The sequence below is a fragment of the Halalkalibacter lacteus genome, assembly GCF_036663595.1.
GTDB lineage: Bacteria > Bacillota > Bacilli > Bacillales > Bacillaceae_D > Halalkalibacter > Halalkalibacter lacteus.
This window is the reverse complement of sequence record NZ_JAWRVL010000001.1, coordinates 100199-114855: the sequence shown is the minus strand read 5'-3', so window position 1 is coordinate 114855 and position 14657 is coordinate 100199. Positions and strand designations below refer to the sequence as shown.

Sequence of the window (14657 nt, the reverse complement as noted above, 5' to 3'; positions counted from 1 at the left end):
TTGGACACGCTCTAATAAGAGTAAGAGAGGAGGAAAGGCTATGAAGTTTAATGATGCTCAGCAAGAAGCAATAACAAGTGAAAAAGGCCTTATCCTTGTTTCAGCAGGAGCTGGATCTGGGAAGACCCGCGTTTTAACCGAACGCTTTATCCATTTATGTGAACTTCGACTTCAACATCAGGACAATCCTGTAGGGGCGACTGCGGATGAAATTGTCGCCATTACGTTTACAGAAAAAGCCGCGCGAGAAATGAAGGATCGAATACGAAAAAGGTTAGCAGAAAAAGAGAGTGATGCAAAAAAGGAAAAAGAGCGCCTCTTTTGGTATGAACAAAAAGAAGCAATCGAGCGAGCTAATATTTCAACGTTTCACAGTTTTTGTCAACGTCTTCTATCTCAACATGCGATGGCAGCTGATTTGATTCCGCAAAGTCGTGTTATTGATGATGTAGAGGCAAAAAGCCGCAAAAGAACGATCTTAACGAAGTTGTTTGAAGAACGAGATTTTCATGAAATGGCATTGCCATTACTTCGAATCATTAGTAAGAATCAGCTTTTTGAATCGATTGAATCCATTTATAGTGATATCCGTGAATTTGTTGTAGGAGAAACTGCGATTGAATCGTTACATGTCAATGTGATGCTAGAAAAACAACGAATCGCAAAGCAAAATGTTCAAAGGGAAGTAGTCCAACAATTTCATGAGAAAGCTCTTAAGTGTGTAGCAGCTTTCCCCTCTGTTGATGAATTGACGAAAGCACAAAGAGATCACGTGGAACGTATAACAGAAGCATTTCAAACAGGAGCGATTTCTGATGACCCAAATAAATATGTCAGGCTGATGAAGCAAATTATGCCTGCCCGCTCTGACAAGAAACGTTGGAGTGACAAAGCTCCTGCATTGTTAGAGCTTTATGAAGAGCATTGGAAGCCGTTAAAAGATCGTTGGGATGATATCGGAGGAGACATAACAATTGATGAAGTGACAAAGCAGCTTTTAGAGCGAGTCGTTAGCCTGCTTCAAGAATTCGCAAGACGTTACGAGAATGAGAAGAAACTTGCTGGTGTTCTTGACTTTTCTGATTTGCAGCAAAAAGCAGTCTCTCTCCTCGAACAGAAGACGATTAAAGAATCGTGCCAAAGACAGTTTCGACATATGATGATTGATGAATTTCAAGATACCAATCGCCTACAACTGGAGATGCTAGAGCGAATCGATCCTGAGTTTCAATTTATTGTAGGAGATCAAAAGCAATCAATTTATCGTTTCCGTGGCGCGAATGTTAGTTTAATGAATGAGAGAGAAGAACTTGCAACAAAACAAAGCAATGCCGAAGTCATTTTAATGAACGAGAATTATCGGACGACAGCACCTGTTATTGAGGCCGTAAATGAACTTTTCTTCAATGCGATGGTACAAAAGCGGACGGAATCATATGAAACAGTGTATGCACCACTCAACGCGAATCGACCTGGTGAACATGTTGAAGAAAAAAGAGTAGAGTTGACAGTACTTGAGAAGGATGAAGAACGAGAACAATCATCATATGATGTTTTAGCGAATCGAATTGTAGAGATGATCCAAACTGAAAATCCACATGTGTACAAAGATGAGTTCTGGGTTCATCCAACCTTTGGTGACATCGCAATTTTAATTCCTGCAAGATCACACCTTCTTTCACTTGAGCGTGCACTAATTAATAAAGGAATTCCTTATGTTGTGAGTGGAGGGATAGGGTTTTATGAAAGACAAGAGATACTCGACTTCTTAACAGTATTAAGATGGCTTAATCGACCATTTGAAGAGCTCTATTTGTTGTCAATGTTGAGAAATCCAATTTGTGGCCTTACAATTGATGATTTCTTAACTCTAAAATCAACGTTAGAAGAAACCGAATCGCTCTATCAGCTTGTCTATGATAGTTCCGCATTTACCTTTACAAACTTACCTATAGCAATCCAAGAAGCCTGTCACAAGCTTCAGACGTGGCTAAATCAATGGACACCGTTTCGAACGCAACAGTCACTTGAACAAACGTTAGTGGCGATTTTCATGGAAACGGGTTTACGGACTGCACTACTCTTGCAAAGTAATGGCTTGCAGAAAGTGAGAAATGTTGAAAAATTAATACAAACGATTGTTGATAGTGGGCATACAGACTTAGAAACGATTTTAGCGGATTTAGAGGACCTTATTGCCCTTAGTGAAAAAGAAGGGGAATCTGAAGTGGAACGTGTCGATGGTGATGTCGTGCAAATTATGACGGTACATGCTTCAAAAGGGTTGGAATTCCCCATAGTTTGCTTACCTCAATTAGAAAGAACGATTCGAGGCGACAAAGGTAGCATTCGATTTCATCCTGAATTAGGAATTGTCTTACATATAGAAGAAGAGGCAATAGAGATTGAGGAAAAGAAGATTGTGTATCAAACTCCTGGATTTCCTATTGTGAAAGACCGGGCGAATCAAGAAGCAAGAGAGGAAGCAAAGCGGTTGTATTACGTAGCTATGACAAGAGCACGTGATTATTTATATATGATAGGTGAAGAATCAACAGCTAATCATACGTGGCTTTCCTTAACAGAATCAGCATTGGAACAAACTCAGTTAGCGGATAAACTAAATATCAGTGAGCAAAGTGACGATCTAGAGCCATTTCAAACAAGGTCGTCAGCATACGAGATTCCAAAGCTGGTACAGTATAAGGAAGTACTGCTAACCTTGTCTGTTTCAGAGGTGATGCTTTTTATAAAAGACCCAGTTGCTTATTTCAATCGCTATGTCATTGGCTTACCCGAACTTCCTGCTAAGACAAGTTTACATCTTCCTATTGAAAGTTCGAACAGAGTCGATCCATCTACGCTTGGAACACTTGTGCACCGTGCTTGTGAACTGCGTGATAACGGCTTATCGTATGAAGAAGCCATTGACGAAGTGGTGCGGGAAGAAGAGGAATTAGGTGAGGATCTTTCAAAGTATCGAGCCGAAATGATGATGTTAATGAGAAGTTATTCTGATCGTGCAAAACAAGGGTTAGGAGAAACGGTTGCAACGGAATGGTCATTTGTAACAGAGATTGAAGGCGCTGATATTATTGGAGAAATAGATAAAATTACAATAAAGGATAGCAGTCTTCATATAGTTGATTTCAAAACAAATAAAATTACCAATTCGGGAAGTGAGCTAATTGATCTGTATTGGTCACAACTCTATCTTTATAAGTTGGCCTATGAAAAAGAAACGGGTGAATCGATTGATACGATGTCGTTATTTGTTTTCCGCGATGGTGTAAATCCCGTTCATACATTAGAGAACAACGAAAAAGACGAGGAGGCAGTTCGACTTGCTATCCGAACCATTTGTGCACTTCGAAAGAAGGGCGCGCCAAAGACCGATTATGCATCTTTAATACGTAAATAGTCAAAAAAAGAAGCTAGCAGATCACACACACTGCTCGCTTCTTTTTTATTATACAATTCTTTTTTGTATAGCTGCACTGGCGTAGTCAATAATCGTTACAACAATGATAACAACAAGAATCATCCCTACTTCATCCTAATTTCGGTGCGCTGTTGCAATGGTAATGAGTGTACCAATATCACCTGCACCGATAATACCTAAGATTGTAGAGGCTCGAACGTCGAATTCAAAACAATAGATCAATAACAAAATTAAAAGGGGTTTGATACCTTAAAATGTTTGAAACTTTTGTTAAGTGGGTATTTTAAGAATAACAATGTCGTAGGAGGGGTAGAAATGATAAATGATTTTGCAATGGATCCAAAGATAAAAAAACAATTAAATGTTATAAAGAGCTTACAAGCACGTTCAGAAGATACTGTGCAAGCTTTATATGCGCAGGCGATCCTTGAATATTCTCTCTATCATTATAGAAAAGATGACCTACATGACCGAATTGACCAAGCATTGATAAATAAAAATGAAACACAATTTAATAAATATGCATTAGAGTATAGACAATGGATCGAGTCTCATAGAGAAGGAAAGACGGTTGTAGAAGATGGATTTGAACTATACTTAACGTTTGAATAAATAAGCGTGCTGGTGATTTACCAGCACGCTTATATTTTGACAGAAGGAAAAAACTAGTTATGAAAGAAAAGATGAAACAGGACTAGGCACCTTTTACAGAACCTATCCCTACGTGGCTAGACCTTACTTAAATTGTTTAATATGTTTTTAATTTGAAAATTAGGGAATATAACTACTATAAGAGAAACAAATAATACAATGAGGTGAGGAAAAATGTGGACCATATTAATCATCATTTTTATCTTGTGGATACTTGGATTTAGCTTTGAAATAGCAGGAAATCTCATACATTTACTATTGGTTGTCGCGCTTGTCATATTTATCATAAGGCTTATTACCGGAAGAAGGGTTTAGGAAGAAAGAGGATGTCTTCAGGTTGTTTCAATGACTTGTGACATCCTCTTTTTCAATTATTTGGAAAGGTGTGTAGTACGCGCACATCTGAAACCAACTCATTCCCTTCTACAGTAGATGGGTCATCCTTGCTCAGTCAACAAGTCATAAGCATTTTGAAAAATCGGATCGCTATTTACATAATGTTGAAATACATAAAAAAGGGCTTCTTCTTCACTTTTAATATGATTCAAAACATCATCGTATGCAGAAGACAAAAAGCGATCTTGTTCAAGTAGGGATTTCATTCGATCAGGGTGATAGGTCATGTTATATTCGTCTCCTTTGATGTTATTTTCGTTACTAGTTTATGTAAACATTCTAAATTGGCTCAAACTTTTTTTGAAATAGCAAAAACGAAACATGTAACCGTTTGCAAAAAAACATTGACAATTATCTGAATTTTTCGTACGATTTTAACAGACTGACCAGTCGGTTAAAGACCTGTATAAATTGCATGAAGGCGGTGGAAGCAAGATGAAAAAAAAACCAACGAAAGAACGGATCATAGATACAGCACTCCTTCTTTTTGAGGAGTATGGATTCCATGCTGTAACGGTTGACCGCATTGTAAAAGAGAGCGGTACATCCAAAGGTGGATTTTATCATAATTTCAAATCGAAGGATGAGCTTTTATATACGGTACATGATTCGTTTATTACATATATTCTTGATAAAGCAGAGGATGCTTACAATCGGTATGATACGCCTGCTGAACGGTTATATGAGACTGTGAAATCGTTTGTGATGATGTTTGAATTATACCGACCACATGTTACGGTGTTTTATCAAGAATCACTTTATTTAAGCAAAGAGTATTTCGACAACATTAAACGTAAGCGCAATCGTTATAAACAGATGATGTTCCGTTTAGTGGAGGAAGGCATTGCATGTGGCGAATTCAGAAAGGAAATACCTGTGCAGATCACATCAATGGCGATTTTTGGAATGACCAACTGGACATATAAATGGTACAAAGAAACTGGTGAGTACTCGATTAAAGAAATTGCTAACATTTATACAGACATCGTAATGAATGCGGTTTTAACTAAAGAGGCAAGTATGAAGACAGAATATGTACGCTTTTTTCTTTCAAGTAACCAGGATTCAATCGTTTAGATTCCAATTAGGGGGTGTTGTAGATGGATATGTTTGATTATATACATGAGATGGAAGAACGACGCGACATGATTAAACAAGGTGGTGGGGAGAAGCGAATTGATGCTCAACATAACCGCGGGAAACTGACAGCACGTGAGAGAATTAATTGTTTGCTTGATGATGAAACATTTGTTGAACTTAACCCTTTTATTGAGTTTCGTGGAGATGCTTTTCAAGCAAGTGAAGCACGTGGTGAAGGTGTCGTTACTGGTTACGGTAAAATTCATGGACGACTTGTCTTTTTATTTGCTCAAGACTTTACGGTATTTGGTGGCGCATTAGGAGAAATGCACGCACAAAAAATCGCGAAGGTGATGGATTTAGCTGCGGAAAATGGTGCTCCTATTATCGGTTTAAATGACTCTGGAGGAGCACGGATTCAAGAAGGTGTCTTGTCATTAGATGGCTATGGACACGTCTTTTATCGGAATGCTATTTATTCAGGTGTTATACCACAAATTTCAGTGATTATGGGACCTTGTGCAGGGGGAGCCGTTTATTCCCCGGCGATCACCGATTTTGTCTTTATGGTTGAAAAAACGAGTCAGATGTTTATTACAGGACCTAAGGTGATTGAAAGTGTGACAGGGGCAAAAATCAACTCAGAAGATTTAGGCGGAGCGAAAGTTCACTCAAGTGTTAGTGGCAATGCACATTTTACTGCACAGTCAGAGGAAGAAGTGTTATTGGAAGTACGGAGATTAATCGAATTTCTTCCTTCAAACTTTGAAGAACATGCATTACACCTAGAACCTAAAGAGAAACGTCCAGTGCAAGAACGTATAAATGAGTTAATTGATCTTGTTCCTGTTGATGGAACAAAAGTGTATGATGTTCGCAAAGTTATCAAAAAAATCGTCGATGACGAAGAATTCATGGAAGTTCAACCAATGTTTGCTAAAAATATCGTTGTTGGATTTGGACGCATAGAAGGAAATACGGTAGGGATTGTTGCAAATAACCCGAAAATGATGGCAGGTGGACTGGATATCAATTCTTCAGATAAATGTTCACGTTTCATTAGGTTTTGTGATTGTTTCAATATCCCTATTATTACTTTTGAAGATGTAAGCGGATTCATACCTGGAGTTCAACAAGAGCATGGAGGAATTATTCGTCATGGTGCAAAGATTTTATATGCCTATTCGGAAGCTACAGTCCCGAAGATTACAGTAATTCTCAGAAAAGCATTTGGAGGAGCATATGTTGCTTTAAATAGTAAAGCAATTGGAGCCGACTTAGTATTTGCTTGGCCTAATGCAGAAATCGCAGTTATGGGACCTGAAGGTGCAGCGACGATTATCTATGCAAAAGAAATTCGAGAAAGCAATACCCCTGAAGAAACTAGGAAACAAAAAATTGCCGATTACAGGATGCGGTTTGCGAACCCATATGTTGCTGCAGCAAATGGAATGGTTGATGATGTCATTGACCCACGTGATACAAGGAGAAGTCTCATTCAAGGGTTAGAGATGTTAAGAAAGAAAAAGAAACAACTTCCGAAAAAGAAACACGGGAATATGCCTTTGTGATAAACCTGTAAATGTGCTAGGAAGGGAGTGAGCGGATAGCCTGAAAAGGTAGCCGCATAATAATGGATATGACATTTAATGAATTTCCAGTTCCTACGTATCGGCAATGGCGAAAGGTAACAGAAAAATCTTTAAGAGCGGAGACGTTTGACCAGACTCTTAGAACGAAACTCTTTGATGAGATAGTACTAGAGCCAATGTATCAAAAAAAAGACTTAGAGAATTGCAAGACGATGGGAAGTGAGCCAGGAGTTTATCCGTTTGTAAGGGGAACATCAGCTCAACCAAAACCTTGGATGATTAGTCAAGAGTTGACTGCCATGACTCCAGTACAACTAAACGAACGAATGAAGGAAGACTTTGCAAGAGGCCAAAATGTCACTCATATTGTCTTAACCGATGAAATGAAAAGAGGAAATAAGCCCAATCTTCTTGAAAATAATGGTGTTACACTATATGACTTAGAAGAGATGCAAGTAGCTTTTAATGGAATTGATTTGTCCAATCAGCCGGTTCATCTAGATGCAGGTGTCGTAAGTCTCCCACTATTAGCAATGTTTTGTTCACTATCTAATCAATTAGAAGGAACAATCGCCGCAGATCCGCTCCACCAATTAGTAAAAGATGGGACATTGACGTATTCATTAGATCGCTGTTACGACTATATGGCACTCGCTGTAAAGTGGGCACAGGCGAATCACCCCAAGTTACGAACGATCCTAGTTCAAAGCCATGTTTATCATAATGGCGCAGCTAGCCCAGCAGTAGAATTGGCCGCGGCCTTAGCGACAGGGGTAGAATATGTGAATGCGTTACTAGAAAGAGGAGTATCTGCTGATCAAGCAGGAGGATCGATTACATTTGCTTTCTCTATAGGGAATGATTTTTTTAGTGAAATTGCAAAAATACGAGCTGCACGATTACTGTGGGCAGCGATAATGGCGGAGTTTGGTGCAGGAGAAACCGGACAAAAAATGAGCATTCACGCCAGGACATCATCATTCACAAAAACGAAACAGGATACGTATGTCAATCTACTGAGAGGAACAAGTGAAGCGTTTGCTGCTGCGGTTGCAGGAGTTGATAGCTTGCATGTAAGTCCGTTTGATGACGAATTACAAGATCCGACTGCGTTTTCAAAAAGGATTGCTAGAAACACGTCACTTATTTTACAAGAAGAAGCCAATATCGGAGTAACGGTAGATCCATCAGGTGGTTCTTGGTATGTAGAACATATAACGGAGCAATTTGCGAAAAAAGCATGGGAGTGTTTCCAAGACATCGAACGTGAAGGTGGAATGATTGCAGCACTTAAAAATGGTCTTGTACAAAATCGAATTCATACGACATGGAAAAAGCGCTTAGAAGATGTCGAGTACCGGAGACAATCGATTGTTGGAATAAATAAATATGTCAATTTAAATGAGGCACTACCACCGAAGCAGGAGCCAGCTTGTGAAACGCAAGACGCGTATAGCAAACGCTTGGAAAGGAAAGATGAAAAAGTAGGAGAGACGCGACCAAAGACAATGGAGGATGTGCTTGCTTTGATTCGTCAAAATGTTTCCATTCACCAAGTACATGAACGATTACAAGATAATGTTTCTTCGATTGAAATTGAACCGATACCAAAAAGACGGATAGCTGAAGGCTTTGAACTGTTACGTCAAAAAAGTGATGACCTCTATGAGTTGCTTGGACAACGTCCAACTGTGGATGTACTTAGTCTCGGCCCACTCGCTACACATAAAACGCGAGTCGATTTTATTGCAGAACTATTTCAAAGTGGAGGATTTGAGGTTCAACTTTCTGATCCAATAGAAGGAGTTGAGGAAGCTCTTAAACAAGCAGAATCGTTTGACCTTGTCGTTCTCTGTGGAACTGATGAAAGCTACTCTCAGTTAGGTGTACCTCTAGCAACGGAATTAGCAAAAAGGTCATGCGATGTTTTTATCGCAGGTCGTCAGCAAGAAGAATTTGAGGATCTGTTGAGACAAGCGGGAGTTCAAGGATTCATCCATGCAAAAACGAATGCATATAAGCTTTTATTTGACTTACAAGCTAAGATGGGAGGAACAAAAAAATGAGAAAGAAGCCTACTTTTCATTCGATGCCATTTCCATCTTTTAAACAAGTAAAGCAATCAAAGAAGCAGGATGGGCCTGCTTTTCATACAATGGAGCAAATTGCGATTAAACCGGTTTATATCAAAGAAGATATAGAAGATATGAACCACTTAGATTATGTTGCAGGAATTGCGCCTTTTTTTCGTGGACCATATCCAGCCATGTACAAAACACGTCCATGGACGATTCGCCAGTATGCAGGGTTTTCTACCGCAGAAGAAAGTAACGCTTTTTATCGTCGAAATCTAGCAGCAGGTCAAAGAGGATTATCGATCGCCTTTGATTTAGCAACCCATCGTGGCTATGATTCTGATCATGAACGAGTTGTTGGGGATGTCGGAAAAGCTGGAGTGGCAATTGATTCTATTTTAGATATGAATCTTTTATTTGACGGGATCCCACTTGATCAAATGTCTGTATCGATGACGATGAATGGTGCTGTCCTTCCTATTATGGCGTTTTATATTGTAGCCGCAGAGGAACAAGGAGTACCTAAAGAGAAATTAACGGGAACCATTCAAAATGATATTCTAAAAGAATATATGGTACGAAATACTTATATTTACCCACCCAAAGCTTCTATGAAAGTGATCTCCGACATCTTTGAATATACTTCTAAATATATGCCTAAGTTTAATAGTATTAGTATTTCAGGCTATCATATGCAAGAGGCAGGTGCGACAGCAGATATTGAACTTGCCTATACACTAGCAGACGGACTTGAGTATGTCAGAACAGGAATAAAAGCAGGTCTTGATATTGACGAATTTGCACCAAGACTTTCTTTCTTTTGGGCTATAGGAATGAATCATTTTATGGAAGTGGCTAAAATGAGAGCTGCGAGACTTATTTGGGCAAAGTTAATCAAACCATTTAATCCAAAAAATGAAAAGTCACTCGCTCTTAGGACGCACTCGCAGACATCTGGTTGGAGTTTAACGGAACAAGATCCATACAATAACGTGATCCGTACTTGTATCGAAGCAATGGCAGCAGCTCTTGGTCATACGCAGTCTTTGCACACGAATGCACTTGATGAAGCGATTGCTTTGCCAACAGATTTTTCAGCACGAATTGCCAGGAATACACAGTTGTACTTACAGGAAGAAACAGGAATTACCAATGTCCTTGATCCTTGGGGAGGCTCTTATTATGTTGAAACACTAACGGCGGAGCTTATGAAGAAAGCTTGGGGTCATATTGAAGAAATTGAAAAGCTTGGCGGGATGGCAAAAGCAATTGAGACCGGTTTGCCGAAAATGCGAATTGAAGAAGCGGCAGCTAGGCGACAAGCGCATATTGATTCGAAAAAAGAGACAATTATCGGTGTAAACAAATATCGTCTTGATCAGGAAGAGGATCTCGATATTTTAGATATTGATAATACGGTAGTACGAGAATCGCAGCTTAGACGTTTGGAGAAATTGCGTCATGAACGTGATGGAAAAGAAGTGAAGCGGACTCTCGCTGCGCTGTCTAGCTCGGCTGAAACGGGCAAGGGCAATTTACTAGAGTTAGCTATCGATGCGGCAAGAGCGCGTTGTAGTTTAGGAGAGATCTCAATGGCTTATGAAAAGGTTGTTGGTCGTCATAGAGCAGTTATCCGTTCGATAAGCGGTGTATATCGTGCAGAGTTTGGAGAGAAAGATGAAATGAAAGAGATCCGTCATGTAACAGATCAGTTTGCCGAGAATGAAGGGAGACGTCCGAGGATTATGATTGCAAAAATGGGTCAAGACGGTCATGATCGAGGCGCTAAAGTGATCTCAACTGCTTTTGCCGATATGGGCTTTGATGTTGATATTGGTCCTTTATTTCAAACTCCTAAAGAAGCAGCTCTTCAAGCAGTCGAAAATGATGTTCATATTTTAGGAATGAGTTCACTTGCAGCTGGTCACAAAACACTCTTGCCTCAAGTCGTAGAGGAACTACGGAAACTTGGTCGTGAAGACATTCTAGTTATTATTGGCGGAGTCATACCTGCCAAGGACTACGAGTTTTTAAAAGAGCATGGAGCTGCTGCGATATTTGGACCCGGAACGGTCATTCCTGTAGCAGCACAGCAAATTATGCAAGAATTAAATAGGCGATTAGGCTATGTTGAGTGAGGAGACAATTGAATAAGGAAGAAGAAGAGTTGAGGAAGCTCCCTCTTTGAAAGAGATCTGGCGGAGGTTAAGTTTTTTTAAAAGGAGATACCGTATGAATTTGAATTATAGACGTCAGCCACTGTCTTTAGAAGAGTATGTAAAAGGAGTCAAAACAAATAATAGGGCTGTTTTAGCTAGAGCAATTACGCTAGTGGAGAGTAATGCATCACGACATGTTACTCTTGCCCAAGAAGTACTTACAGAGATTATGCCGAATGCAGGGAAATCTATACGGATTGGAATTACAGGGGTTCCTGGAGCGGGCAAGAGTACGTTCATTGAAACGTTTGGGACGATGCTTTGTGAAAAAGGGCATCGTGTTGCCGTTCTTGCTGTAGATCCTTCAAGTTCTCTTTCGCACGGAAGCATTCTTGGTGATAAGACAAGAATGGATCAGTTATCAAGACATCCAAGAGCATTCGTCAGGCCATCACCTGCAGGAGGTGCTCTTGGTGGGGTTGCGAGAAAAACAAGAGAGACATTACTTTTATGTGAGGCAGCGGGATATGACATCATCATTGTAGAAACAGTTGGTGTTGGACAAAGTGAAGTATCTGTTCGTTCCATGGTAGATTGTTTCTTAGTGTTGGTGCTAACTGGGGCTGGTGATGAGTTACAAGGAATGAAAAAAGGGATTATGGAAATGGTTGATATTATGCTTATTAACAAAGCGGATGGAACAAATATTCAAGCTGCAAATCAGGCGAAAATAGAGCTTAGTCGCATTCTTCATATGCTTCCTAGAATCACGGAAGGATGGGAAACAAAAGTACAAACGGTGTCCTCGATGACAGGTGAGGGGATAGAAGAATGTTGGAGTACGGTCGAACAGTTTCGCACTCATCTGATCCAGTCTAAGCAGTTTGAAGAACGGAGAAAAAAACAAGCAGCCAATTGGTTTCATTCATTAGTGGAAGAACAACTTTTGTCTTCTTTTTACGGGAGCGACTTAATAAAAAACGAGCTCCCACAAATAAAGCAGACCGTATTACAAGGTCAGGTTAGTGCAACACAAGCAGCATTAACTTTGTTGAAAAAATATCAACAGAATAAATAATCCATATACTAAAGTCATTCCGTTCTTTGCACTGATTAGGTAAACGAAAACGACAAATAGAATAAGTCATAAGTAGTCAAGATGAATTGTTCATATAAGCAGTGTGCTCAATTTGAAATAATTTGTTTTGGAAAAAAGTAAAAAAGACGAGGGGAGTCTCTCTACCCTCGTCTGTGTCAATGTTTCTCTCGTCCGTTCATTCAGCACTAATAGCAATCTTTTCAAGTGGAACAGTATAAACCGATGAACGATTCGTTTTTGGATTAAAATAGGCGATCAGTAAACTTGTTGCTTCCTTCATGCCCGAATCTGTCAAATGGAAAGGAAGTCTCTCAATCATTGTATGCTTGTGTAATTCTTTTTCCTTCAAATTTAGGGTAGCGAAGGAAGCGGACACAAGAGCTGGTTCATTTGCTAATATCGTTAAGAAACGTGATTGTTCCTGCTTAGACATTGAGAACTCCCACCATGTTTTACGTGGTTTGTGTTTATGGTTTTCAAAATAATCTACCATCATTAATCCTCTCACCAAAGGAGAGTTTGCCTGTGTTTCTCGTTGCGATAAAAACTGATCGAGCCTTGTAAATAGATCTTCTAATTGATGGCCAATCCGCGCCCATCCGCGCTCGTCCCAAAAATCACCGAACTCTTGAAAGAAATCAAATGCAGAATCAAATTCATTCGTAACCAAATATTCAATCGTTCGATCCATTCTATGATCATTCCAATACTTTTCAAGGACATCTTCTACTCGTTTGATGCGAATAATCTCATCAAATGTTAATACGTTGTTTTTTAAAATCTCATATGGTGAATGGTCCATATACACATAATCATGTTGCTCAGCTCGTAATCGTAAGCCAGTTCCGCGAAGCATTTTCAAAAAGCCTAGTTGCATTTCCTCTGGACGCATCTCAAATACGTCATTAAATGTTCTGCGGAAAGAATCGTAATCTTCTTCAGGTAGTCCAGCAATTAAATCAAGATGTTGATCAATCTTACCGCCTTCTTTCACCATGGTTACGGTTCTTTTTAATTTATCAAAATTTTGACGACGCATAACGAGGTCGTTCGTCGCATCATTGGTTGATTGCACGCCGATCTCAAAGCGGAATATTCCTGGTGGTGCATGATCATTTAAATAAGTGAGTACTTCTGGCCGCATAATATCAGCAGTAATTTCAAATTGAAAGACACAATCTTGATGATTTTCAATTAGAAACCGAAAAATCTCTAGTGCATAGTCACGTTTTATGTTAAATGTACGATCGACAAATTTAATCAGCTTTGTGCCACTTTCAATTAAAAAAAGGAGGTCTGCTTTGACTCGGTCAATATCAACATATCTGACCCCAACTTCAATAGATGAGAGGCAGAACTGACAGCTGTACGGACAGCCGCGACTCGTTTCAAAATAAGTAACACGTTTTGATAAGCCATCCAAATCCTCGTGAAAGCGATACGGGGTCGGAATGTCATCGAGTTTTAATTTTGGTCTAGGAGCAGTAATGACTACTTCAGCTTCTTTACGATAAGCAAGCCCGAATACCATATGATATTTTTGGGTGCTACTAATTTCTTCAAGTAGCTGCTTGAACGTTTCTTCCCCTTCCCCGACTACGATAAAGTCAACATTCTCTAGAGTTTCCAACCATTCTTTCGTGTCATAAGAGACTTCAGGTCCACCTAGAACAATTTTTGTTTCAGGCAGCACTTTTTTTAGCATATTAATTACTTTTATTGTTTCTTCTATGTTCCAAATATAACAACTAAATCCGATCACGTCTGGTTTTCGATCATAGAGATCGGAAACAATGTTCATGACTGGATCTTTGATCGTATATTCAACCATTTCTATTGGAAAATCAGGTTCGGAATAAGCTTTCAAGCAACGTAAAGCTAAACATGTATGGATATATTTTGCATTCAACGTCGTAACGACGGTTTTCATTCTGTACCCCTCAATTCTTTTCTTTTGTTCCGTACTGTATCATATCATAATTCTGCTCTTAATTAAAAAACAATCAGAATGAAAGAAGGGTCAATCAGTAGTCTGAATCGATGATCTAACAAACTACTTCGATCTGTAATAAAAGCTTATCCAGCAACGATTGTTTTTGTAACACATGACCGTTATTTTGTAAAAATGTTGGTAACTCATGTGCTGCATATTACTCTTTGAAG

General features: G+C 39.3%; 10 protein-coding genes and 1 pseudogene. 8 read left to right on the top strand and 3 right to left on the bottom strand.

The annotated features are described in order from the left end of the window. Positions 1–40: 40 nt before the first annotated feature. Entirely contained in the window at positions 41–3421 is a 3381-nt protein-coding gene (locus SAZ04_RS00550) for a UvrD-helicase domain-containing protein (RefSeq protein WP_332689391.1), read from the top strand. Between the two features lie 48 nt (positions 3422–3469). Here SAZ04_RS00550 and SAZ04_RS00545 read toward each other — a convergent pair. Further along, positions 3470–3661: pseudogene (locus SAZ04_RS00545) on the bottom strand (phosphonate ABC transporter, permease protein PhnE); the annotation flags it as partial. Positions 3662–3757: 96 nt separating this feature from the next. Here SAZ04_RS00545 and SAZ04_RS00540 point away from each other — a divergent pair. Next, positions 3758–4054, top strand: a complete 297-nt coding sequence (locus SAZ04_RS00540; RefSeq protein WP_332689388.1) for an IDEAL domain-containing protein — start codon at positions 3758–3760, stop codon at positions 4052–4054. 213 nt (positions 4055–4267) lie between these two features. Continuing rightward, positions 4268–4408 (top strand): lmo0937 family membrane protein, encoded by a 141-nt coding sequence (locus SAZ04_RS00535; protein ID WP_332689385.1) that lies wholly within the window; start codon positions 4268–4270, stop codon positions 4406–4408. 122 nt (positions 4409–4530) lie between these two features. Here SAZ04_RS00535 and SAZ04_RS00530 read toward each other — a convergent pair whose 3' ends face one another. Beyond that, complete coding sequence (locus SAZ04_RS00530; protein ID WP_332689382.1) at positions 4531–4716, bottom strand: hypothetical protein; 186 nt, start codon at positions 4714–4716, stop codon at positions 4531–4533. Between the two features lie 208 nt (positions 4717–4924). On the opposite strand from SAZ04_RS00530, the gene SAZ04_RS00525 reads away from it, so the two are divergent. The 5 genes from SAZ04_RS00525 to meaB all read left to right on the top strand — a co-directional run bounded on the left by SAZ04_RS00525 (position 4925) and on the right by meaB (position 12473). After that, a complete protein-coding gene (locus tag SAZ04_RS00525) occupies positions 4925–5566 on the top strand; it encodes a TetR/AcrR family transcriptional regulator (protein ID WP_332689379.1) in 642 nt (213 codons plus the stop codon). A 23-nt stretch (positions 5567–5589) separates the two neighbouring features. Further along, positions 5590–7140, top strand: coding sequence for an acyl-CoA carboxylase subunit beta (locus SAZ04_RS00520; protein WP_332689376.1), 1551 nt, complete (start codon positions 5590–5592; stop codon positions 7138–7140). Positions 7141–7202: 62 nt separating this feature from the next. Next, positions 7203–9227 (top strand): methylmalonyl-CoA mutase family protein, encoded by a 2025-nt coding sequence (locus tag SAZ04_RS00515; protein WP_332689373.1) that lies wholly within the window; start codon positions 7203–7205, stop codon positions 9225–9227. 23 nt (positions 9228–9250) lie between these two features. Next, on the top strand, positions 9251–11374 hold the full coding sequence (gene scpA / locus SAZ04_RS00510) for a methylmalonyl-CoA mutase (protein ID WP_332689921.1): 2124 nt from the start codon (positions 9251–9253) through the stop codon (positions 11372–11374). A 94-nt stretch (positions 11375–11468) separates the two neighbouring features. Next, positions 11469–12473, top strand: coding sequence for a methylmalonyl Co-A mutase-associated GTPase MeaB (gene meaB / locus SAZ04_RS00505; RefSeq protein WP_332689370.1), 1005 nt, complete (start codon positions 11469–11471; stop codon positions 12471–12473). Between the two features lie 196 nt (positions 12474–12669). On the opposite strand, the gene SAZ04_RS00500 is transcribed toward meaB, so the two are convergent. Further along, positions 12670–14424, bottom strand: coding sequence for a B12-binding domain-containing radical SAM protein (locus SAZ04_RS00500; RefSeq protein ID WP_332689367.1), 1755 nt, complete (start codon positions 14422–14424; stop codon positions 12670–12672). Between the last annotated feature and the right edge of the window lie 233 nt (positions 14425–14657).